The 23,273-nt window shown below is 62.5% G+C and carries 14 protein-coding genes; 9 read left to right on the forward strand and 5 right to left on the reverse strand.

Annotated features, from left to right (window positions below; genetic code table 11):
- Nucleotides 1-8 precede the first annotated feature (8 nt).
- Entirely contained in the window at nucleotides 9-788 is a 780-nt protein-coding gene (locus tag CAG46_RS01325; protein ID WP_085614622.1) for a divergent polysaccharide deacetylase family protein, read from the forward strand.
- Here the strand turns inward: CAG46_RS01325 and CAG46_RS01330 are convergent.
- The gene (locus tag CAG46_RS01330) at nucleotides 781-5,427 is read right to left on the reverse strand and encodes a dermonecrotic toxin domain-containing protein (protein WP_085614620.1); all 4,647 of its coding nucleotides are present in this window, start codon (nucleotides 5,425-5,427) and stop codon (nucleotides 781-783) included. The two genes, CAG46_RS01325 and CAG46_RS01330, sit on opposite strands and share 8 nt — an antisense overlap.
- Before the next feature lie 120 nt (nucleotides 5,428-5,547).
- The gene (locus CAG46_RS01335) at nucleotides 5,548-7,494 is read right to left on the reverse strand and encodes a BCCT family transporter (protein WP_237141004.1); all 1,947 of its coding nucleotides are present in this window, start codon (nucleotides 7,492-7,494) and stop codon (nucleotides 5,548-5,550) included.
- A gap of 533 nt (nucleotides 7,495-8,027) precedes the next feature.
- On the opposite strand from CAG46_RS01335, the gene betI reads away from it, so the two are divergent.
- The 7 genes from betI to trxC all read left to right on the forward strand — a co-directional run bounded on the left by betI (nucleotide 8,028) and on the right by trxC (nucleotide 19,617).
- On the forward strand, nucleotides 8,028-8,684 hold the full coding sequence (gene betI, locus CAG46_RS01340) for a transcriptional regulator BetI (protein WP_085614618.1): 657 nt from the start codon (nucleotides 8,028-8,030) through the stop codon (nucleotides 8,682-8,684).
- Nucleotides 8,685-8,723: 39 nt separating this feature from the next.
- Entirely contained in the window at nucleotides 8,724-10,196 is a 1,473-nt protein-coding gene (betB, locus tag CAG46_RS01345; protein ID WP_025340943.1) for a betaine-aldehyde dehydrogenase, read from the forward strand.
- Between the two features lie 78 nt (nucleotides 10,197-10,274).
- Nucleotides 10,275-11,972 carry a choline dehydrogenase gene (gene betA, locus CAG46_RS01350; protein WP_085614616.1) on the forward strand — a complete coding sequence of 566 codons (1,698 nt, stop codon included), beginning with the start codon at nucleotides 10,275-10,277 and terminating at the stop codon, nucleotides 11,970-11,972.
- 267 nt (nucleotides 11,973-12,239) lie between these two features.
- Complete coding sequence (locus CAG46_RS01355; RefSeq protein WP_025340945.1) at nucleotides 12,240-13,982, forward strand: potassium/proton antiporter; 1,743 nt, start codon at nucleotides 12,240-12,242, stop codon at nucleotides 13,980-13,982.
- 35 nt (nucleotides 13,983-14,017) lie between these two features.
- Nucleotides 14,018-17,353, forward strand: coding sequence for a mechanosensitive channel MscK (gene mscK / locus CAG46_RS01360; protein WP_085614613.1), 3,336 nt, complete (start codon nucleotides 14,018-14,020; stop codon nucleotides 17,351-17,353).
- A gap of 180 nt (nucleotides 17,354-17,533) precedes the next feature.
- Nucleotides 17,534-18,994: a protein adenylyltransferase SelO gene (gene selO, locus CAG46_RS01365; RefSeq protein ID WP_085614612.1), complete on the forward strand. Its 1,461-nt coding sequence runs from the start codon at nucleotides 17,534-17,536 to the stop codon at nucleotides 18,992-18,994.
- 188 nt (nucleotides 18,995-19,182) lie between these two features.
- Nucleotides 19,183-19,617: a thioredoxin TrxC gene (gene trxC, locus CAG46_RS01375; RefSeq protein ID WP_025340948.1), complete on the forward strand. Its 435-nt coding sequence runs from the start codon at nucleotides 19,183-19,185 to the stop codon at nucleotides 19,615-19,617.
- Here the strand turns inward: trxC and CAG46_RS01380 are convergent.
- Together CAG46_RS01380 and CAG46_RS01385 are read right to left on the reverse strand one after the other, a co-directional pair.
- Nucleotides 19,614-20,387: a ParA family protein gene (locus CAG46_RS01380; protein WP_025340949.1), complete on the reverse strand. Its 774-nt coding sequence runs from the start codon at nucleotides 20,385-20,387 to the stop codon at nucleotides 19,614-19,616. The two genes, trxC and CAG46_RS01380, sit on opposite strands and share 4 nt — an antisense overlap.
- A 165-nt stretch (nucleotides 20,388-20,552) precedes the next feature.
- Complete coding sequence (locus CAG46_RS01385) at nucleotides 20,553-21,464, reverse strand: LysR family transcriptional regulator (protein ID WP_085614611.1); 912 nt, start codon at nucleotides 21,462-21,464, stop codon at nucleotides 20,553-20,555.
- Between the two features lie 164 nt (nucleotides 21,465-21,628).
- Between CAG46_RS01385 and CAG46_RS01390 the strand changes: the two genes are divergently transcribed.
- A complete protein-coding gene (locus CAG46_RS01390; RefSeq protein WP_256575045.1) occupies nucleotides 21,629-22,816 on the forward strand; it encodes an MFS transporter in 1,188 nt (395 codons plus the stop codon).
- Between the two features lie 100 nt (nucleotides 22,817-22,916).
- Here CAG46_RS01390 and CAG46_RS01395 read toward each other — a convergent pair whose 3' ends face one another.
- Nucleotides 22,917-23,264, reverse strand: a complete 348-nt coding sequence (locus CAG46_RS01395; protein ID WP_085614609.1) for a YgiW/YdeI family stress tolerance OB fold protein — start codon at nucleotides 23,262-23,264, stop codon at nucleotides 22,917-22,919.
- Nucleotides 23,265-23,273 lie beyond the last annotated feature (9 nt).

Genomic DNA, 23,273 nt, shown 5'->3' on the forward strand with positions numbered 1-23,273 from the left:
CCCACCCCATGCGTTATCTGCTGTGTCTGCTGTTCTGCCTGATGGCCGGGGCCGCGCAAGCGGCGCCGGCCGGCAAGGCCTACATGAGCATCATCATCGATGACCTGGGCCAGAGCAGCGAGCGCGACAGCCGTACCTTGGCCCTGCCCGGCCCGGTGACCATGGCGATCATGCCCGACACCCCGCATGCCACCACCTTCGCCCGCCAGGCGCACAAGGCTGGCAAGACGGTGATCCTGCACATGCCCATGGACCCGGCCACCGGGCCCTATGCCTGGCACCCTGGCACGCCTCTGCCGGAGCTGGCCAGGCGCCTGGACGCCGCCCTGGCGCAGGTGCCGTGCGCAGTCGGCATCAACAACCACATGGGCAGCCGCATGACCGCCGAACCCGAAGCAATGGCGATGTTGATGGCCGACCTGCAACGCAGGCACCTGTTCTTTGTCGACAGCCGCACCAGCGCTGCCACGGTGGCTGCATTCCAGGCTCAGGCCCAGGGCCTGGCACAGGTATCGCGCGATGTCTTTCTGGACAACGTACGTACGGTCGAGGCCATCGGCAACGAATTGCAGCTCGGGGTCGAACTGGCTCGCAAACAAGGCTCAGCCGTGCTGATCGGCCACCCTTATCCGCAAACCCTCGAAGTGCTCGAACGCGAACTGCCCCGGCTGAAGCGCCAGGGCATAGAGCTGATCGGCCTGGAACAGATGATTGCCGAGCGGGGCAATCAGACGATGCCTGCACATGTCAGGCACCACCCCACTGCCCCCGTTGGCCGGCTCAACTGAAAGGAATGATTCCTCGGGCCTCGGCCAGCGTAAGTCTTCCCCTGTGCACCCGCTGGCCCGCGGCTGCAGCGGCCTGGCTACTCAAACTGCGCTGCTTCCAAGTCTTGAGGTGACCTACCGTGAAATCATCAGCGTTAGCGTCCAGCGAGGGTAAATGGAAGTGTGCAGCCCAGAGGCTCAGCTTGCTCGGTAGACGCCGGATCCGGTATTCGTCAAAAGCGCTGCCATCTTGCATGGTGCGCCGCTCCACATATTCGACCTGTATCAGCCCCTTTTTGTGGAGATACTGCAAGCCTTCGGCCGACGGATACTTGGTGTCGGTATAAAGCGTGGTCATCTGCAATGTTTTCTCTGCATCCAACTTGTCCAGCTCCAGCTCCAGCGTCCTGACCAACTTGTCGTTTCCTCCGGCATCCCGCACCACTCCGAGCGCCTGATTCAGCTTTTCCAGATGCTGGTCGAACAACTGCTCGAGCAACGCCCCTTTGATGTCGTGCTTGACATAGTCCTCGGCCTGCTCCCGCACGGAATCGCTTTCGTCCAGAAGCACCTGTACCCACATGGGCAGGTCTGTTGGAGTAGCTTCGTCCGCCAATGAAGGGCGCTTGCTTTCCCGCTGTCGCCATTCCCCATCCACCAGGTCGAAGGTTGCCAGTACTTCTTCACTGAACGTCTCGCGCACTTCCACGATCTGGCTTTCGTCTACCGTACTTTCCACCCCGATCATCAACTGCCCAGCAAGGTTGCGCACCACTCGCTGCTCTTTGGTAGACACCTTGTAGGGCGTGCGCTTTTGCGCGACCGTTCCACCGTCCTGCTCCGAAATCGCGGCAACCAACCGCTTTCCCGCATCTTCCTTCAGTTGCTCTACATGGTTGCGATACCGCTCGAGCATTGCGGGTTCGATAAGGTCGCCACCTTCGCGGAGAATGCGGGCACTATTGAGTATTGCGGCAGAGTATTCATCCCATGCCTCTTGCAAGATCACGATGCGGTCGTCTGCCGACAGATTCGCGAAGTCAAGCTCCCCATGAGTCTCTGCGGCATTGCGCAAGGCCATACTGACCAGTTCGTCCCGGTAGCGGGCGACTGTCTGAGGGTCGCCGGGAGCATTGAGGTGCAAGGCCATGTCTGCCAGGTTCTGCACCTGATGGAAGCGCATCTGCACGGTCGAGAACGGTCTTTCGTCGATCAGATGCCCCACTGTGCGATGGTCACCAGGGGGGTTGGAAGGTATGACAAGCTCAACCGGCGACTCGGCCAGCAAATTGTCCAGGTGCACTCGTATGGCGAGCATGCGGTCCTGATACTCCACCACCTGCTCCAGCTTGATACGAAACGCAGCATATTGTTCGCCGACCTCTGCCAATGGCTTCCCATCGATAGCCCGTTGCAGCGCGGCAAGTTGCGGATAGTCCGTCAGGCTCCACAGCTCGTTGTAAACGAACACACAATCACGAATCAGCTCTATTCGAGCACTTTCCTGATGCTGGTCAAGAATTTCATCCAACCCTTTGTTATGGCGAGATTTGGCATACTTGGGTTCTGCCATCGTGATCAACAGCTTTAGCTGTTCATCCATCTTGCCAATGGCCTCTTCCAGCAGCGAAACGATTTTCTCGCGCTGCTGAGCGATGCTTTCCTTCACCTCTATTTCTCGTTGAGCATACTTTGCTATCAGCGACTCCTTCATTGACACATCAGTACCTGCAGGGGCCGAAGCCACCTCAGACTGCGCTTTCGCCTTCAACGTCTCCATGGTCACAAGGCTTTTGTGCAAGGCCATCATCTGCTGGGTAACTGCCTGGACCTTCGCTTTCAACGCCGGAACGTCCTCATCCAGCTTGGAAACTTTTTCGTAAAGTTTATCGAAGCGGCGCGATACCGAAGTCTTGGAGTCGGGAGCCCCTCCCGCAAGGCGCAGTTTCGTATCCACCCGCCAAGCCCCATCGACAAATGCCAGCCAGGGCCCGTAACCGCCAGTCGCGTTGACTACCCGAACTCCCTCAGCCAGCAACTCCACCCTATAGAGATCACCAGCCATGGCCGCGTAGTAGTTCTTATCGATCTGGTACAGGCCTTCACCATCGCCCGCAGTCAAAGGGCTCAACCCATTGACCGAGACGCTGGAACTCATGGCTTGCAACCTCTGCCGCTGTTGCGCGGGCAGCCAGTTGAACCCATGCTGGCCGCGCCAGGAAAAGTCCAGCACCTGGCTGCCCAGTTCGCCCAGCTTGCCTTCCGGATCTTCACGCGCCTCGATAGCAAGTTCGGCAAACGCGCCGTTTTGCCGGTCAGGCCCTTCGAACAGTGAAACATCAGGCAGCCGTCTTGTGGGCACTGTCTCCTGCTTCGGTTGATGGGCATGCAGCAGCGTCATCCCGAGGTTGAGCAACAAGTCGGCCACTGCAGCGGACCGATCGAACTCACCACCCTGCTCCAACACGGTCAAGTCGTTTTGCAGCGAAGCCAGAAACTGTACTAACCAGGCCACAGACGCGACCGGACCGCGTATCGCCTGAGTCACCACATCGAACAACAGCCAGGCGCCCTCGCACAGGAGCTGCCAGCGGCTCTCGGCGTCAGATACAGATTCCAGCCCTGCCAGCTCGACCAGCAGATCTCGATTGGCCTGGTAGATTTTCTCGTCAACCTTGTTGCGCCACAGCTTCAGGTCGAGCATCGCCGGCTCCGGCTTGGCCGGGAGCGTATAAGGGTCGATACCAATACTCACAATGTGCGGCTCGCTGAAACCACCCTCTGCATATACGTCGCGCGCGGTCGGGTCGATCCAGTCAAGAATGCTCTCTTGGAAGAGAGCCGACTCACGAATATGTGCAAGCAAGGCCTCAAGACTTGCGTACTCGCGAACCGTGTCCTGTCGATATAGCGGGCGGTACAGCAGAACCTTTGCCGGCTCGGCGCAGAACAGCAAGTACATGCCGCGCACATCGTCTTCCTCGCGCGAATGACGGCTGCGCCTGAAAGCCAGGGGGATCAGGGACATGCGCGGAACCAAGGGGTCCTGATGACCTGCGCAAAAATCCACCACGCACTGTAAACCCACCTCGGAGACCTTGGCGTCGAGCCTGGCCGAAAGGGCGCTGGAAAGAAACGCGCTTCGCCATTCCCTGGCCAAACGCACGATGCGCTCGGCGCGCATGGCCTGATCATCGAACTGTTCGGCAACATAGGCTGGGTAACGGCCACCAATGTCTACCTGGGTCACCAGTCGCTTCGCAGCATTGGCATCCAGCCACTTCGGGGGCGTGATGCCCTTCTGATGGCGGACCTTTTTGATCTCCGCGCCCTTGAGCGAAGCAAGGTTACCGATAGCAAATTCGGTAAGCGACTTGGTACCCACGAACGCCAGTGGCTCGCCGCCGCCGGCACCTGTCGCAGCGCCGCCAGGCACACCCCGAGCGATATACAGGTCGAGAAGCAGGTGATCTGGAGAGGTTTCGTCCCCGTGCTCCTTTTTCATCTGCTCGCCCAGTTGCTGCGCGGTATACGCCGTCAATGACTGGATGCCGTCCAGCACCGAAACACCCCCGGCATCCAACTGGTCAAGGGCGAGCTGCAACAACGCGGCGCGACAGGCAAAGCTGTCCTGGGGAGCGCTGGCCCTGAGCCCTGGCGGGGCCATGGTGGCTGGCGTGTCGTCTTCGTAGCGTACGAACCAGGCCGCCGGGTCGCTAAGGTCGGCGAAACGCCTCTCCATTGCCGCCACATCGGACAAGCCACTGAAGCGCATCAGGTCGAAAGACTGGAACATGGACTCAAGCAACAGCGAAACCTGCTGGGCAAAGACGTTGCCCTCAACCGGCTGACGCGTCCACGACAGGCTCTGGAAACTGTAGTGCCGCGCCAGTTCGTTGCGCAACGCTTCGCCGAAATCAGCCAAGGAAGCGAAGCTGCGCGTGATACCGGACGGCGCGCACCAGAGCACCACCTGCCGCTCATCGTAATCGCCAGTGACCAGCAGGTGACTGAGCATCTGGTCGTATTGAATCGACCCACAAGTCAGGCTGGCTTTCACGAAACAGACCGATGGCTGAGCAGCACCACCGCGGATCAATCCGCGAATGCAGGCCTGCTCCTGAACGTCCAGCCCTTGCAGAGGCAGGCCACGCAAGAGTGCAGTCCTGAGCAGCAGTTGCAACCACTGGTCACGGCTCACCCCTGCACTACCCTTGGCATTCCAGTATTCGAGCTGTGCCTCGCAGAAAAGCCGTGGCAACTGCTTTACCAGCTCGTCGAGCGCGTCGGACATGCCGCTCAGTTGGCGGGTGTCGAACGCGCTTTCCGAGCCAGGAAAACGGTATGAGGATGTCAATGCAAGCTTGTGATGCCGCTCACCGACAGGCTCGATGTCCAGCGGCTGTGCTTCGAGCAATGCCTGGAGCACACGGTCGACCAGCGGTTGCGTGCCCCAGTAAGGCGTACTGGGATCGGGACTATCCAGCATGAGAGGGTCGGCGTTGGACAGCGCTGGCTTCACAAAGGCAAGCCAGGGCAGCTTCCCCAGCAGCACGGTCCACAGCTTCTCGCTGGTCACCTGCCGCAATGTCGGCCGATCACTGAACTGACTGGCTGCGGCGTACTGAAAATCGAATGTGGAAATAGCGGAACGTTTCATGAAGCATGCCTCCGGAAGAAAACCGGCAGGCTGAAGCAAACTTGTACGACGCCCGGGCTAATTATTGCTTGCCCATGAAAAAGGCCCTGCGTCTTGCAGGGCCTCCTCATCGCTCAAGAATCAGCTGTACACACGCCCCAGCAACTGGCGGTGGCTTTCGAACTGATCCAGCACATCACGCACGATCTGCTCCGGCGCAAAGCCCATCAGGTCGTACTCCTGGCTGCCATCGTGCAGGTACACCTCGGCGCGGTAGAAGCGCTGGCGCACTTCCGGCTCACCTTCCACCGGCGCTTCGCTCGGCGCGGCCAGGTAGCCATCCAGGCTCACTTCATAGACGAACGGGTTGCCCTCTTCCATCATCACCCGCAGGCCCATCATGTTGCGCGACTGGCCAACCCGGGTTTCCACCTCGAAGCCCAGGGTCTGCAACTGCGCGGCGGCTTCTTTCAGCGCCGGGCTGACCTGCTTGTCCATGAAACGCTGCACCACGGCCTGGGTCGGCTGCAGTTCCAGCTGGGTCAGGCGCTCGCTGAAGCCACGACGGCCACGGGCGGCCAGCTCGGCACGCTCCTGCTCGACCGCCACGTCCTGTTTCATGGCCTTGTACAGGCCGAACATGAACAACACCAGCACCACCGAGAACGGCAGGCCCGCCAGCACTACCATGGTCTGCATCGCTTCGAAGTTACCGGCGAACAGCAGGCCGATGGTGACCAAGGTGATGACCACCGACCAGAACACCACCATCCAGTGCGGGGCGTCTTCGTCGACCTTGCCGCCTTTGCACGACAGGTTGGCCATCATCACCGCGCCGGAGTCGGCCGGGGTGAGGAACAGCACGAAGCCGACGAACACCGCTACACCGATAACGATCTTGGCCGCCGGGAAGTATTCCAGCAGCTGGTAGATCGACATCGACGGCTGTTCCAGGGCGGTCTTGCCCAACTCAACGGCGCCCTGGTTGATCACCAGGTCCAGCGCGGTGTTGCCGAAGATCGACAGCCAGGCCAGGGTGAAGCCCAGCGGGATCAGCAACACGCCGCTGACCAGTTGGCGCACGGTGCGGCCCTTGGAGATACGGGCAATGAACATGCCGACGAACGGGCCCCAGGAGATCCACCAGGCCCAGTAGAACACGGTCCACAGGCCCAGCCAGCGCTCGGACTTGCCGGCTTCGCCTTCATACACATAGAGGTCGAAGGTTTTCAGCACGATGCCGTTGAGGTAGTCGCCGATGTTCTGCACGAAGCCGTTGAGCAGGTGCAGGGTTTCGCCGCCCAGCAGGACGAAGATCAACAGGCCGCTGAACAGCATGATGTTCAGGTTGGACAGGCGGCGAATGCCGTTTTCCACACCAGAGACCGCCGCCACGGTGGCAACGCCGGCCATGACCAGGATCACCATCAGCAGGTTGGTCTTGCTGTGGTCCATGCCGAACAGGTATTCCAGGCCGGAGGCCACCTGCATCGAACCGATGCCCAGGTTGGTCACCAGGCCCAGCAGGGTGACGAACATGCCGAAGATGTCCACGGCATTGCCGGCAGCACCCTTGACCCAACGCTCACCGACCAGCGGGTACAGCGCCGAGCGCAGGGCCAGCGGCTGGTTGTGGCGGTAGGCGAAGTAGCCCACGGCCAGGCCGACCAGGGCGTAGATCGCCCAGCCATGCAGGCCCCAGTGCAGGAAGGTCAACTGCAGGCCCTGGCGCGCTGCGTCGAGGCTGGCAGAGGTGCCTTCCGGTGGGTTGAAGTAGTGGTCCAGCGGCTCGGAAGCGCCGAAGTACAGCAGCGAAATGCCGATACCGGAGGAGAACAGCATGCCGGCCCAGGCGCCATAGCTGAAGTCGGGCTGGTCATCCTTGCCGCCAAGCTTGAGCTTGCCGTAGTCGGAGAAGGCCAGGTAGATGACGAACAGCAGGTAACCGCCGATTACCAGCATGTAATACCAGCCGAAGGTGCGCGTCAGCCATTTCTGGGCCACGCCCAGCACCTGGCCGGCGGTTTCGGGTACAGCGATAAGCAAGGCAGTCAGAACGAGGATCATCAGCGCGGAGGTGAAGAACACCACGCGGTTGACCCGTACCCTCTCGGCCGGAGGGTTGGTAAGTGAGGCAGAACTCATTGCACGAATGCTCCGGGCAGTACGGCTGTGGAGGCTAATCAGTCTTTCCCGAGCAATTGGTGGAATATCCCCACTGCATCAGGTGTTATAAAAGCACCCTGGAAACCGTGATCCCGAATCGATACGTTGCAAAAAAACAGACAGGTGGCCTGCTGCAAATGCCACGCCTCAGCCGAGGTGCGCGCATTCGTCACAGATCACCCCGCCCGCTCCAAGGGCCCGCCGCAGGGTCCATGACCGCACGGCAGAATCTGCATTTCGCATCGCTCATGCCCGTCAACGCCTTGTATTCCGGGGGTTACGCGATTTCCTGGGGTGTCAATCCGTGCCTTCTCGACCGCCTGAAAAACTGTCAATGGCACAAATTGTCGCAGAGCTTATTCTTTATTGATTGAACGTTCAATCAAAACAAAATAGACTGGCCTTCGCCGAGTCAGCCGCCCGTCGTCTGCTCGCAGGCCTGAGGAGATAGCAAGATGCCCAAGGTCGGTATGCAACCCATCCGCCGCCAGCAGTTGATCGAAGCCACGTTGCAGGCGGTCGATCAGGTCGGACTGGGCGACGCCAGCATTGCGCTGATTGCCCGTTTGGCCGGTGTGTCGAACGGCATCATCAGTCACTACTTTCGGGACAAGAACGGCCTGATCGCAGCGACGATGGGTTACATCATGAACATGCTCAACGAAGGTGTCAGAGCACGTCGCCAGGCCCTGACGGACGACAGCCCGCGCGCCCACCTGAAAGTGATCATCGAGGGTAACTTCGATGCCAGCCAGGTGAACGGCCCGGCAATGAAAACCTGGTTGGCCTTCTGGGCTTCCAGCATGCACCAGCCCGATTTGCACAGGTTGCAGCGGATCAACGACCACCGCTTGTATTCCAACCTGTGCTGCCAGTTCCGCCGCACCCTGCCGCTCTACCATGCGCGCAAGGCAGCCCGCGGCCTGGCAGCTTTGATCGACGGCTTGTGGCTGCGTGGCGCCCTGTCGGGTGATGCATTCGACACCGACCAGGCGATACGGATTGCTTACGAATACATGGATCTACAACTGGCTAAACAGCACACCCTGGGTACAAACGACCAGGCCGCTGAACCAACGCGCACGGCCCTTGCCAACCCGGCAGGAGCGTGACGCGCAAGCCAAACCACACACTGCACTTGCGAGGACACTATGGCCCGTTTCGGAACGCAAAAACTCTACATTGATGGCGCTTACGTCGACGCTGGCAGCGATGCCACCTTCGAAGCCATCAACCCGGCTACCGGCGAAGTCCTCGCCCACGTGCAACGTGCCACCGAGGCTGACGTCGAGAAGGCCGTCGAAAGCGCCGAGCGTGGCCAGAAAGTCTGGGCCGCGATGACCGCCATGCAGCGTTCGCGCATCCTGCGCCGCGCCGTCGAGATCCTGCGCGAGCGCAACGACGAGCTGGCCATGCTGGAAACCCTGGACACCGGCAAGTCGTACTCGGAAACCCGCTACGTCGACATCGTCACCGGCGCCGACGTGCTGGAGTACTACGCTGGCCTGGTTCCGGCCATCGAAGGCGAGCAGATCCCGCTGCGTGAATCGTCCTTCGTTTACACCCGCCGCGAGCCGCTGGGCGTGACCGCCGGTATCGGCGCCTGGAACTACCCGATCCAGATCGCCCTGTGGAAATCCGCCCCGGCCCTGGCCGCCGGTAACGCGATGATCTTCAAGCCGTCGGAAGTCACCTCGCTGACCACCCTGAAACTGGCCGAGATCTACACCGAAGCCGGCCTGCCGAACGGCGTGTTCAACGTCCTGACCGGCAGCGGCCGCGAAGTCGGCACCTGGCTGACCGAGCACCCACGCATCGAAAAAGTCTCCTTCACCGGCGGCACCACCACCGGCAAGAAGGTCATGGCCAGCGCCTCGAGCTCGTCGCTCAAGGAAGTCACCATGGAACTGGGCGGCAAGTCGCCACTGATCATCTGCGCCGACGCCGACCTGGACAAGGCCGCCGACATCGCCATGATGGCCAACTTCTACAGCTCGGGCCAGGTGTGCACCAACGGCACCCGCGTGTTCATCCCGGCTGAAATGAAAGCTGCCTTCGAGGCCAAGATCGTCGAGCGCGTTGCCCGCATCCGCGCTGGCAACCCGGAAGACGAAAACACCAACTTCGGCCCGCTGGTCAGCTTCCAGCACATGGAAAGCGTGCTTGGCTACATCGCCAAGGGCAAGGAAGAAGGTGCCCGCGTGCTGTGCGGTGGCGAACGTCTGACCGCCGGTGATTTCGCCAAGGGCGCGTTCGTGGCCCCGACCGTGTTCACCGACTGCACCGACGACATGACCATCGTCAAGGAAGAGATCTTCGGCCCGGTGATGAGCATCCTCACCTACGAAACCGAAGAAGAAGTCATCCGTCGTGCCAACGACACCGAATACGGCCTGGCTGCCGGTGTCTGCACCAACGACATCACCCGCGCCCACCGCATCATCCACAAGCTGGAAGCCGGTATCTGCTGGATCAACGCCTGGGGCGAATCGCCGGCCGAAATGCCGGTCGGTGGCTACAAGCAGTCGGGCGTCGGCCGTGAGAACGGCGTCAGCTCGCTGGCTCAATACACTCGCATCAAGTCGGTCCAGGTCGAGCTGGGCGGCTACAACTCGGTCTTCTAAGGCCCTGTCCAGCCACGCCCGTGCCTCTGCGCACGGGCGTTCCCGCTCCCTGATCACCGCCAACACGAGGGTACTTTCATGTCCCAAGAATTCGATTACATCATCGTCGGTGCCGGCTCGGCCGGTAACACCCTGGCGACCCGCCTGACCGAAGACGCCGGCGTCACCGTACTGCTGCTGGAAGCCGGTGGCCCCGACTACCGCTTCGACTTCCGTACCCAGATGCCGGCCGCCCTGGCCTTCCCGCTGCAGGGCCGCCGCTACAACTGGGCCTACGAGACTGACCCGGAGCCGTACATGGACGGCCGCCGCATGGAATGTGGCCGCGGCAAGGGCCTGGGTGGCTCGTCGCTGATCAACGGCATGTGCTACATCCGCGGTAACGCCATGGACTTCGACGGCTGGGCAGAACTGCCAGGCCTGGAAGACTGGACCTACCTGGACTGCCTGCCGTACTTCCGTAAAGCCGAAACCCGCGACATCGGCCCGAACGACTACCACGGTGGCGAAGGCCCGGTCAGCGTTGCCACGCCAAAGGCTGGCAATAACCCGCTGTTCCACGCCATGGTCGAGGCCGGCGTGCAGGCCGGTTACCCGCGCACCGAAGACCTCAACGGCTACCAGCAGGAAGGCTTCGGCCCGATGGACCGTTCGGTGACCAAGAACGGCCGCCGTTCCAGCACCGCCCGTGGCTACCTGGACCAGGCCAAGAAGCGCCCGAACCTGACCATCGTCACCCACGCCCTGACTGACCGCGTGCTGTTCGACGGCAAGCGCGCCATCGGCGTGACCTACCTGGTCGGTGACAGCGAAGAGCGCGTTGAAGCCCGCGCCCGCAAGGAAGTCATCGTCAGCTCCGGCGCCATCGCTTCGCCGCAACTGCTGCAGCGCTCCGGCGTCGGCCCGCGCGCCCTGCTGGAAAGCCTCGACATCCCGGTTGTGCACGACCTGCCGGGCGTTGGTGAAAACCTGCAGGACCACCTGGAACTGTACCTGCAGTACGCCTGCACCCAGCCGGTGTCGCTGTACCCGTCGCTGCTGTGGTGGAACCAGCCGGCCATTGGTGCCGAGTGGATGTTCAACGGCACCGGCATCGGCGCCAGCAACCAGTTCGAGGCCGGTGGTTTCATTCGTACCCGCCCTGAATTCAAGTGGCCGAACATCCAGTACCACTTCCTGCCGGTGGCCATTAACTACAACGGCTCCAACGGCGTGAAGGAACACGGCTTCCAGGCGCACATGGGTTCCATGCGCTCGCCTGCTCGCGGCCGCATCCAGGCCAAGTCGAAGGACCCGCGCCAACACCCGAGCATCCTGTTCAACTACATGTCCACCGAGCAGGACTGGCAGGAATTCCGTGACGGTATCCGCCTGACCCGCGAAATCATGGCCCAGCCGGCACTGGACCCGTACCGTGGCCGTGAGATCAGCCCGGGCGCGCACGTGCAGACCGATGAAGAGCTGGACAAGTTCATCCGCGAGCACGCCGAAACCGCCTTCCACCCGTCCTGCTCGTGCAAGATGGGCACCGACGACATGGCGGTGGTCGACGGCGAAGGCCGCGTGCATGGCATGAAGGGCCTGCGCGTGGTCGATGCGTCGATCATGCCGCTGATCATCACCGGCAACCTCAACGCCACCACGATCATGATCGCCGAGAAAATCTCGGACAAGATCCGTGGCCGCAAGCCGCTGCCGCGCAGCACCGCCAAGTACTACGTGGCGGGCGATGCACCGGTGAAGGGCAAGCCGATGCGTGAAGTCAAGCAGGCGTAAACCTGCACCGGCCTCTTCGCGGCTAAAGCCGCTCCCACAGAGCTCACACAGGTTTTGAAAACTGTGCAGTACCTGTGGGAGCGGGTTCACCCGCGAAAGGGCCCGCCCAGGCAACACCGGAAAAGGCACCCACCGCGGTGCCTTTTTTTCATCTGCAGAAACGCTTTACAGCCTGCCAATTCATCAGGTTAGAATCATTTGGCACGCGACCTGCTAGCGTCATGCTATCAAGTCCCCTCCCCCCTGCGGTCCCCGGAGTACCTGCCTTTGGATGCAAGCACCATCAACAGCCTGTTCCTGATCGGCGCATTGCTGGTGGGCGCAAGTATCCTGGTCAGTTCGCTGTCGTCGCGCCTGGGCATCCCTATCCTGGTCATCATCCTCGCCGTCGGCATGGTCGCCGGGGTCGATGGTGGCGGCATCATCTTCAACAACTACCCGACCGCCTACCTGGTGGGCAACCTGGCGCTGGCCGTGATCCTGCTCGACGGCGGCCTGCGCACGCGGGTGGCGAGTTTCCGCGTGGCGCTGTGGCCGGCGCTGTCGCTGGCCACCATCGGCGTGATGATCACCACCGCCCTCACCGGCCTGGTCGCCGCCTGGCTGTTCGACCTGAGCCTGATCCAGGGCCTGCTGATCGGCGCCATCGTCGGCTCTACCGACGCTGCGGCGGTGTTCTCGCTGCTCGGCGGCAAAGGCCTGAACGAGCGGGTTACCGCCACTCTGGAGATCGAGTCGGGCAGCAACGACCCGATGGCAGTGTTCCTCACCGTCACCCTGATCGACATGATCGCCAGCGGCCAGACCGGCCTGCACTGGAGCCTGCTCACCCACCTGCTGCGCGAATTCGGCATCGGCGGGCTGCTGGGCCTGGGCGGCGGCTGGCTGATGCTGCAACTGGTCAACCGCATCAAGCTGGCTGGCGGCCTGTACCCCATCCTGGTGATCGCCGGCGGCCTGGTGGTGTTCTCGCTGACCAACGCCCTGCACGGCAGCGGCTTCCTTGCCGTGTACCTGTGCGGCCTGGTGCTGGGCAACAAGCCGATTCGCAGCCGCCACGGCATCCTGCACATGCTCGACGGCATGGCCTGGCTGGCGCAGATCGGCATGTTCCTGGTGCTGGGGCTGCTGGTCACGCCCCACGACCTGCTACCCATCGCCCTGCCGGCGCTGGGCCTGGCGCTATGGATGATCCTGGTGGCGCGGCCGCTGTCGGTGGTCGCCGCCCTGCTGCCGTTCAAGGCTTTCCATGGCCGCGAAAAGGGCTTCATCTCCTGGGTCGGCCTGCGCGGTGCGGTACCGATCATCCTCGCGGTGTTCCCGCTGATGGCCGGCCTGCCGGACGCCCAGCTGTTCTTCAACCTGGCCTTCTTCATCGTGCTGGTGTCGCTGCTGGTGCAAGGCACCAGCCTGCCGTGGATGGCCAAGCTGTTGAAAGTGACAGTACCGCCAGACCCGGCACCAATCTCCCGCTCCGCCCTGGAAGTGCACATCACCAGCGAGTGGGAAATGTTCGTCTACCGCCTGGGCGCCGAAAAATGGTGCATCGGCGCCGCCCTGCGCGAGTTGAAAATGCCCGAAGGCACGCGGATCGCCGCGCTGTTCCGGGGCGAGCAGCTGCTGCACCCGTCCGGCAGTACGGTACTGGAAGTAGGCGACATGCTCTGCGTGATCGGCCACGAACATAACCTGCCGGCCCTTGGCAAACTGTTCAGCCAGGCACCACAACGTGGCCTCGACCTGCGTTTCTTCGGCGACTTCGTGCTCGAAGGCGATGCCGAACTGGGTGCGGTGGCAGCGTTGTACGGCCTGAAACTCGACGGCCTGGACGCGAAAATGCCGCTGGCCCAGTTCATCCGACAGAAGGTCGGAGGCGCTCCAGTAGTAGGTGACCAGGTCGAATGGCATGGCACGATCTGGACCGTGGCCACCATGGACGGGAACAAGATCCAGAAAGTAGGCGTCAGATTCCCCGAAGGAACGCGACCCGGACCAGGATTGTTCCTCTAAACTTCGTTTCTGCCGGATCCACAAGTAGTCTGCCTATGTCCCTGCGCGTGTACCTCCGCACAGCCCTGCTCGGGCTGTGCCTGTCTCTCTCGTTCGCCGCTGGCGCGGCCGAGCTTCCCACCACGACCAGCCTCCAGAGCAGCCTGAACAAGATCTCCCAGCCCAAGGGTGCCGAGGCCGACCCCAAGGCTGCGCAACAGACACCGGAGCAGAAGGCCCAGCAACAGGTGCTGGAACAGACCTTGGCACTGCTGCTCAGCAAGGAAGACAGCGAAAAGAAGCTTGAGGCACTCAAGCAGCAATTGGCTGGCGCGCCCAAGGAAACCGCCGACAGCCAGCGCGAGCTGATCAAGCTCAAGGCCAGCAAGCCCCTGCCGGTGGCCCAACGCTACGCCACCCTGAACGTGCCACAGCTGGAGCAGATGCTCAGCGAGCGCAGTACGCAACAAGGCGAACTGCAAAAGGCACTGTCGGATGCCAACAGCCTGATCATCAACTCGCAGACCCGCCCAGAGCGGGCTCAGGCAGAAATCAGCAACAACCAGACACGTACCCAGCAGATCAACCTCAGCCTCAAGAGCGGCAAGGAGAACGGCAAGCCACTCAACAGCGACCAACGCAACAAGCTCAATGCCGAGCTGGCGTCGCTCAATGCCCTGACCTCGTTGCGCCGCCAGGAACTGGCTGGCAACGGCCTGCTGCAGGACCTGGGCAATGCCCGTCACGACCTGCTGATCGAGCGCGCCACACGAATGGAGCAGGAAATCCAGGACCTGCAATCGCTGATCAACGAAAAGCGCCTGGCCCAGTCGCAGCAGGCGGTCACCCAGCAGTCGATCGAAGCGCAGAAAGCCGGCGGCAGCACCCTGCTGGCCAACGAAAGCGCTGCCAACCTGAAACTGTCCGACTACCTGCTCAAGAGCACCGACCGCCTCAACGAGCTGACCCAGCAGAACCTGCGCAGCAAGCAGCAGCTAGACAGCCTGACCCAGGCCGACCAGGCCCTGGATGAACAGATCAGCGTGCTCAAGGGCAGCCTGCTGCTGTCCAAGATCCTCTACAAGCAGAAGCAGGCCCTGCCGCACCTGAAAGTCGACCGCGACCTGGCTGACCAGATCGCCGATATCCGTCTTTACCAGTTCGAAGTGAACCAGCAACGCGAGCAGATGAGCAGCCCCGCCGCGTACGTCGACAACCTGCTGCTCGGCCAGCCGCAGGAGCAGGTTACCCCTCAGCTGCGCAAGGCGCTGCTGGAGGTGATGATTACCCGCGTCGACCTGCTCGAACGCCTCAGCCGGGAGCTGTCGGCACTGCTCAACGAATCGATCACCCTGCAGCTCAACCAGAAGCAGCTGCTCGGCACCGCCCAGGGCTTGCGCACCACGCTCGAAGAGCAGATGTTCTGGATTCCCAGCAACAAGCCACTGGACTGGGAATGGCTGAGCCTGGTGCCGGCACGCTTCGCCGACCAGGTAGCCAGCCTGCCCTGGGGTTCGGGCCTCAAGGAACTGGCCGATGGGCTGGGCCAGCGACCGCTGCTGTTCCTGCCCTTGCTGCTGGTGATCGGCGCCCTGCTGTGGCGGCGCAAGTACCTGTACCAACGGCTGGGCAAGGTGCACCAGGACATCGGCCACTTCCGCCGTGACAGCCAGTGGCACACGCCCCAGGCGATCCTCATCAACATCCTGCTGGCGATGCCGGTCAGCCTGGGCCTGGCCCTGTGCAGCTACGCACTGCAGATCGACGCCCGCGGACAGAACGCCAACCTCGGCGCCGCCCTCTGGCAACTGGCCCAGGCCTGGCTGGTGTTCTACACCGCCTACCGCATCCTCGCCCCGGGTGGCGTGGCGGAAATCCACTTCCGCTGGCACAAGCCGCAGGTCGAGTTCCTGCGCGGCTGGGTGCGCCGCCTGGGCACCGTGGTACTGGCACTGGTCGGCGTGGTGGCAGTGGCCGAACATCAGCCTTCGGCGCTGGCCGATGATGTGCTGGGTATCGGCGTGGTACTGACCTGCTACGCACTGATGGCCTGGCTGCTCAGCCGCCTGCTGCTCAGCAGCCCGGCGCACCGAGACACCTCGCTGTTCCGCAAGGCCGTGGGCGTGGCCTTCACCGCCCTGCCCATCGCTCTGTTCGTGGCCGTGTGCTTCGGCTACTACTACACCGCACTGAAACTTACCGACCGGCTGATCTACACCCTGTACCTGCTGCTGTTCTGGCTGGTGATCGAAGCCGCGTTCGTGCGTGGCCTGTCGGTGGCGGCACGGCGCCTGGCCTACCAGCGCGCGCTGAGCAAGCGGGCGGCGGCCAAGGAAGGGCTGGATGGCGAAGTCATCACCGAAGAGCCGACCCTGGACATCGAGCAGGTCAACCAGCAGTCGCTGCGCCTGATCCGCCTGGCCCTGCTCGGCGGCTTCATCGCCGGCCTGTACTGGGTGTGGTCGGACCTGATTTCGGTGTTCGCCTACCTCAACAATTTCACCCTGTACGAGTACTCCAGCGGCACCGGTGCCACCGCCAGCATGGTGCCGATCAGCCTGGGCGACTTCCTCGGTGCGCTGGTCATCATCGGCATCACCTTCGCGCTAGGTCGGAACTTGCCCGGCCTGCTCGAAGTACTGGTGCTGTCGCGGCTCAACCTCGCCCAGGGCAGTGCGTATGCCACTACTACCTTGCTGTCCTATGTCATCGTCGGCGTCGGTATCGTCAGCACCCTGTCGACCCTCGGGGTCAGCTGGGACAAGCTGCAATGGCTGGTGGCCGCGCTGTCGGTGGGCCTGGGCTTTGGCATGCAGGAGATCTTCGCCAACTTCATCTCCGGCATCATGATCCTGTTCGAGCGCCCGGTGCGGATTGGCGACACCATTACCATCGGCAACCTGTCGGGCACGGTGAGCAAGATCCGCATCCGCGCCACCACCATCACCGACTTCGACCGCAAGGACATCATCGTCCCCAACAAGACCTTCATCACCGGTCAGCTGATCAACTGGTCGCTGACCGACACGGTCACCCGGGTAACGCTGAAGCTGGGCATCGACTATGGCTCCGACCTGGACCTGGTGCGCGATCTGCTGCTCAAGGGTGCCCACGAAAACCCACGCGTGCTCAAGGACCCGGAGCCGATCGTGTACTTCCTCAACTTCGGCGAGAGCTCGCTGGACCACGAGCTGCGCATGCACGTACGCGACCTGGGCGACCGCAACCCGACGCTGGACGAGATCAACCGCTACATCAACCGCGAGTTCAAGGCGCACAACATCAAGATCTCGGTGCGCCAGGTCGAGGTGTTTCTGATGGATCCGAAGGGCGGCAAACAGCAGCTGATTCCGGTGGAGCAGCCGAAATCGGATGGCACTCAACCTGTGTGAGTGGACTCCATAGAGCATGAACGCCCAGAATGCCTGCGAGGGCTTCGCCCTCGATCGCCGGCAAGCCAGCTCCCACAGGGGCCGTGCCGCACCCAGGCCCTGCACATCCCCTGTGGGAGCTGGCTTGCCGGCGATGGGCCGCAAAGCGGCCCCCTAGGTACCGACTTCCAGGAGCAGCCCGTGAAAGCCCTCGACCAACTCACCTTCGACAATCGCTTCGCCCGCCTGGGCGACGCGTTCTCCACCCAGGTCCTGCCCGAACCGATCGCAGACCCACGCCTGGTGGTAGCGAGCGAGTCGGCCATGGCGCTGCTCGACCTCGACCCGGCCCAGGCAGAGCTGCCGGTTTTCGCCGAGCTGTTCAGCGGCCACAAGCTATGGGAAGAGGCCGACCCGCGGGCGATGGTCTATTCCGGCCATCAGTTCGGCTCCTACAACCCGCGCCTGGGTGATGGCCGCGGCCTGCTGCTGGCCGAAGTGCTGAATGACCAGGGCGAGCACTGGGACCTGCACCTCAAGGGTGCCGGACAGACGCCCTACTCGCGCATGGGCGACGGCCGCGCCGTGCTGCGTTCCTCGATCCGCGAGTTCCTCGCCTCCGAGGCCCTGCACGCCCTGGGCATTCCCAGCAGCCGGGCACTGTGCGTGATCGGCTCGAGCACCCCGGTGTGGCGCGAAACCCGCGAAAGCGCGGCCATGCTCACCCGCCTGGCGCAGAGCCATGTGCGTTTCGGGCATTTCGAATACTTCTACTACACCAGGCAGCCAGAACAGCAGCGCGTGCTCATCGACCACGTGCTGGAGCAGCACTACCCCGAATGCCGCGATGCCGAGCAGCCGTACCTGGCCATGTTCCGCACCATCGTCGAGCGCAATGCCGAGCTGATCGCCCGTTGGCAGGCCTATGGTTTCTGCCACGGGGTGATGAACACCGACAACATGTCGATCCTCGGCATCACCTTCGACTTCGGCCCGTACGCCTTCCTCGACGACTTCGACGCCAACTTCATCTGCAACCACTCCGACGACCGTGGCCGCTACAGCTACGCCAACCAGGTACCGATAGCCCACTGGAACCTCAGTGCGCTGGCCCAGGCGCTGACCACGGTGATCGAAGTCGAACCGCTCAAGGAGGCGCTGGGCCTGTTCCTGCCGCTGTACCAGGCACACTACCTGGACCTGATGCGCCGGCGCCTGGGCCTGACCACCGCGCAAGAGGACGACATGGCGTTGGTCGAGCGCCTGCTGCAGCGCATGCAGAGCGGTGGTGTGGACTACAACCTGTTCTTCCGCAAGCTGGGCGATCAGCCCGTGGCCGAGGCGCTGAAGGTGGTGCGTGACGACTTTATCGACCTGGCCGGTTTCGATGCCTGGGCGGCGGACTACCTGGCCCGCTGCGAGCGCGAAGCGGATAATGCCGAAGGGCGGCGTGAGCGCATGCATGCGGTGAACCCGCTGTACGTGCTGCGCAACTACCTGGCACAGAAAGCCATCGAAGCGGCCGAAGCGGGGGATTACAGTGAAGTGCGACGGCTGCATGAGGTGCTGAGCCGCCCGTTCGAGGAGCAGGCCGGAATGCAGGGCTATGCCGAGCGACCGCCGGAATGGGGCAAGCACCTGGAAATCAGCTGCTCCTCCTGACCAACTCCGAACCCTGTGGGAGCGGGTTCACCCGCGAAGAATGCGACGCGCTAGATGGCACCGGCTACGCCGGTGTTCGCGGGTAAACCCGCTCCCACAGGTACGACGCTCAACCCAAGGCTTGCGCCGTACCTGTGGGAGCTGGCTTGCCGGCGATAGCGCCCGAACAAACAACACAAGGAATTGATATGTCCGACCCACTGGTAATCCCCTGCCCCCACTGCAACGGCCTCAACCGCCTGCCCGCCGAGCGCCTGGGCGACGCGCCCAAATGCGGCCGCTGCAAACAGGACGTGCTGCTGAGCACCCCCTTCGAACTCACCGAAGCCAGCTACGCCAGCCAGATCAAAGGCGACCTGCCACTGCTGGTCGACATCTGGGCGGATTGGTGCGGTCCGTGCAAATCCTTCGCCCCCACCTTCGAACAGGCCGCCCGCCAACTGGCCGGCCGCTGCCGCCTGGCCAAGCTCGACAGCGAAGCCAACCGCAACCTGGCCGGGCAACTGGGCATCCGCTCGATCCCCAGCCTGCTGCTGTTCAAGAATGGCCGTGAAGTAAGCCGTCAGGCCGGGGCGTTTCCACTCCAGTCGTTGCTGGAGTGGTTGCGTAGCCAGGGGGTCTAAGCGTTCTCTTCGAGCAGCGAATGCAACTCGACAAACTGCTGGGTCAGCTTGTGCCTGGGCTCCAGGTGAATCAGCGGAAGGCTGGCATGGTGCGACTCACGCATCTTCACCGAGCTACCCAGGTACACCGGTAGCACCGGGAGCCCTTCGGCCAGCAGCTCGTCGAGCATCTGCTGTGGCAGGCTGGCGCGGGACTGGAACTGGTTGACCACGATGCCTTCGACCACCAGGTCTTCGTTGTGGTCCTCCTTGAGTTCTTCGATCTCGGCCAGCAAGCCATACAGGGCCTGGCGCGAGAAGCTGTCGCAGTCGAAAGGAATCAGCACGCGATCGGCGGCGATCAATGCGGAAACCGCATAGAAGTTCAGCGCTGGCGGGGTATCGATGTAAATGCGCTCGTAGTCCTCGTCCAGTTCGTCGAGCAACTTACGCAGCTTGTTGATCTTGTGCTTCGCCTCAAGCTTCGGCTGCAGATCGGCCAGCTCGGCCGTGGCGGTGACCACATGCAGATTGTCGAACGGGGTTTCGTAGATATCGACCTGGTTCTTCTTGCTGAACGGCCCGCTGGACAGGCTTTGCTTGAAGAAGTCGGCGATACCCATGGGGATATCGTCGCCGGTCAGGCCAGTCAGGTACTGGGTCGAGTTGGCCTGGGCATCCAGGTCGATCAGCAGGGTCCGATAACCTTCGCTGGCGCTCACCGCCGCCAGGTTGCAAGCGATGCTCGACTTGCCCACACCACCTTTCTGATTGAACACCACGCGCCGCATGATTGACCTCCGTGTATCAACGAATGCCCGAGTATGTGGCGCCGCTGCGGCAATGACCAGTGCCATTTGCCCGGAACAACAGCCTTGTGCTGCCTGCCCTGGCCCTATCGCCGGCAAGCCAAGCGCGTCCCCTGTGGGAGCTGGCTTGCCGGCGATAGGGCCCGATCAGGCAACTACACTGCCCCCGCCAGCCACCTGCCCTGTGAGCAACTCGGCAAATGCCCGTGCCATCGCCGACCCACCATGCTCGCGCTGCACCAGCCACACCGCCGACATCGCCCCTTCATCCAGCAGCGTGCGATAGACCACCCCCTCGATGCGCATGCGCTGGAACGACGCCGGCAGCACCGATACCCCAAGCCCTGCCGATACCAGCCCGATGATGGTCATCGCCTCCCCCGCCTCCTGGGCAAAATGCGGGCTGAAACCCGCCTGGCGCGCCAGGCTCAGCAACTGTGCGTGCAACCCGCTGCCATAGCTGCGCGGGAAGAATACGAACGGCTCATGGGCCAGCGCGGCCATATGCACGCCATGCTCCGTGCCTTCGGCCAATGGATGCGAGGCATTTATCACTGCCACCAGCGGCTCGCGAAACAGTTCGGTGGCCATCAGCCCTTCCGGCAGCGGCATCGGCCGCATCAGCCCGACCTCGATGGACTCGTCGAACACCCCTTCTGCCACGTCGCGACTGCTCATTTCCTTGAGGTTCAGGTGCACCGCCGGGAAGCGCTGGCGAAACGCGTGGATGGCCTTGGGGATCTTCGAGGTGAACGGTGCCGAGGAGGTAAAGCCGATCTTCATCTCCCCCAACTCCCCCAACTGCGCACGCCGGGCGACATCGGCGGCCTTTTCCACCTGCGCCAGCACCAGGCGGGCTTCCTCGAGGAACAACCGCCCCGCCTCGCTCAGCTCGACCCGACGGTTGGTACGCTCGAACAGCCGGGCCCCCAGCTCCTGCTCCAGCGCCTGGATCTGCTGACTCAAGGGTGGCTGCGAAATGCCCAGCTGCTGGGCGGCGCGGCCAAAATGCAGCTCTTCGGCCACGGCGATGAAGTAACGCAAATGGCGCAGTTCCATGATCAGCTCCGAACAGGTCGTAAAACATCTCAAATAGGTCGAACAATATATTGGATCTAATCATTAGCCAGCTATATGCTTTTTTCATTGCGCCAGAGGTACCCCCCGTGAAAACTGCTGTAGCTCCCCTTCCCGCCGAGCCAGAACCTGCCCCGCTGAACGAAATGTGGATCGAAAAAGGCACCCCCGCCTTCATGAAGACCGTGCTGGCGCTATTCAGCGGCGGCTTCGCCACCTTCGCCCTGCTGTACTGCGTGCAGCCGATGATGCCGTTGCTGTCGAAGGAATTTGCCATCAATGCGGCGCAGAGCAGCCTGGTGCTGTCGGTCTCCACAGCCATGCTGGCGTTCGGCCTGCTGATCACCGGCCCTATCTCTGACCGCATCGGGCGCAAGCCGGTGATGGTGTTTGCCCTGGTCTGCGCCGCCCTTTCCACCCTGGCCAGCGCGGTGATGCCGAGCTGGGAGCTGGTACTGGCCACCCGCGCCCTGGTCGGCCTGTCGCTGAGCGGCCTGGCGGCGGTGGCGATGACCTACCTGAGCGAAGAGATCCACCCGCAGCACATCGGCCTGGCCATGGGCCTGTACATCGGCGGCAACGCCATTGGCGGCATGAGCGGGCGCCTGATCACCGGCGTGCTGATCGACTTCGTCAGCTGGCACACGGCTATGCTGACCATCGGCGGCCTGGCCCTGGTGGCGGCGCTGGTGTTCTGGAAGGTGCTGCCCGAATCGCGCAATTTCCGCCCGCAGGCGATGAACCCACGCAGCCTGCTGGATGGCTTCGTCATGCACTTCAGGGATGCCGGCCTGCCCTGGCTGTTCCTCGAAGCCTTCCTGCTGATGGGCGCCTTCGTCACCCTGTTCAACTACATCGGCTACCGCCTGCTGGCCGAGCCCTATCACATGAACCAGGCGCTGGTCGGCTTGCTGTCAGTGGTGTACCTGTCTGGCATCTACAGCTCGGCGCAGGTCGGCGCACTGGCTGACAAACTGGGCCGGCGCAAGGTGTTCTGGGCCAGTATCGTGGTGATGGCGGGCGGCTTGCTGATGACCCTGGCCAGCCCGCTGGCGATGGTGATCGTCGGTATGCTGGTGTTCACCTTCGGCTTTTTTGGCGCGCACTCGGTGGCCAGCAGCTGGATCGGCCGCAGGGCTTTGAAGGCCAAGGGACAGGCGTCGTCGCTGTACCTGTTCAGCTATTACGCCGGGTCGAGCGTGGCCGGTACGGCGGGCGGGGTGTTCTGGCACCAGTGGGGCTGGAATGGCATCGGGCTGTTCATTGGCAGCCTGCTGGCGGTGGCGTTGCTGGTGGCACTGCACCTGAGCAGGTTACCACCGAAAACTGCTTGAGGCCCATTCGCGGGTAAACCCGCTCCCACAGGGACTGCGCTAGAAATGAGGGAAGCGCCGTACATGTGGGAGCGGGTTCACCCGCGAAGAGGCCAGCGGATCAGTTGATGATCTCGACCATATCCACATCCACCTCCCGGCTCATCAGGTGCTTCTCCACCTCACCGGTCAGCTTGACCTTGGTCTTGTCGTTGAACGGCGTCGGCGGCAGGTCTTCATCATCGATTTCCACGGTGATGGTGCCGGTGTTGTCCTTGAACTCGTACTTGTCGTCGTTGTTGATCTTCTTGGTCACGTAGCCTTGCAGCACCACTGGGGTGTCGTCGGCAGCATCGTTGGCCGCAGCTACGGTGGTGACCGACTGGGCGCCGGGGCCGGTGTAGCCGGCAGCCAGGGCGGCAGTGCTGAACAAGGGGGCGAGGATCAACGCAAGATAACGTGCTTTCATGAGGAACAG

It is taken from the genome of Pseudomonas sp. B23(2017), assembly GCF_002113725.1.
Classification (GTDB): Bacteria; Pseudomonadota; Gammaproteobacteria; order Pseudomonadales; family Pseudomonadaceae; genus Aquipseudomonas; species Aquipseudomonas putida_Z.

What these genes read in the sequence shown, in the direction of transcription:
- CAG46_RS01325 (WP_085614622.1), top strand. Translation starts at nt 9, where the DNA reads ATGCGTTATCTGCTGTGTCTGCTGTTCTGCCTGATGGCCGGGGCCGCG.
- CAG46_RS01330 (WP_085614620.1), bottom strand. Translation starts at nt 5,427, where the DNA reads ATGAAACGTTCCGCTATTTCCACATTCGATTTTCAGTACGCCGCAGCC.
- betI (WP_085614618.1), top strand. Translation starts at nt 8,028, where the DNA reads ATGCCCAAGGTCGGTATGCAACCCATCCGCCGCCAGCAGTTGATCGAA.
- betB (WP_025340943.1), top strand. Translation starts at nt 8,724, where the DNA reads ATGGCCCGTTTCGGAACGCAAAAACTCTACATTGATGGCGCTTACGTC.
- betA (WP_085614616.1), top strand. Translation starts at nt 10,275, where the DNA reads ATGTCCCAAGAATTCGATTACATCATCGTCGGTGCCGGCTCGGCCGGT.
- mscK (WP_085614613.1), top strand. Translation starts at nt 14,018, where the DNA reads ATGTCCCTGCGCGTGTACCTCCGCACAGCCCTGCTCGGGCTGTGCCTG.
- trxC (WP_025340948.1), top strand. Translation starts at nt 19,183, where the DNA reads ATGTCCGACCCACTGGTAATCCCCTGCCCCCACTGCAACGGCCTCAAC.
- CAG46_RS01380 (WP_025340949.1), bottom strand. Translation starts at nt 20,387, where the DNA reads ATGCGGCGCGTGGTGTTCAATCAGAAAGGTGGTGTGGGCAAGTCGAGC.
- CAG46_RS01385 (WP_085614611.1), bottom strand. Translation starts at nt 21,464, where the DNA reads ATGGAACTGCGCCATTTGCGTTACTTCATCGCCGTGGCCGAAGAGCTG.
- CAG46_RS01390 (WP_256575045.1), top strand. Translation starts at nt 21,629, where the DNA reads ATGTGGATCGAAAAAGGCACCCCCGCCTTCATGAAGACCGTGCTGGCG.
- CAG46_RS01395 (WP_085614609.1), bottom strand. Translation starts at nt 23,264, where the DNA reads ATGAAAGCACGTTATCTTGCGTTGATCCTCGCCCCCTTGTTCAGCACT.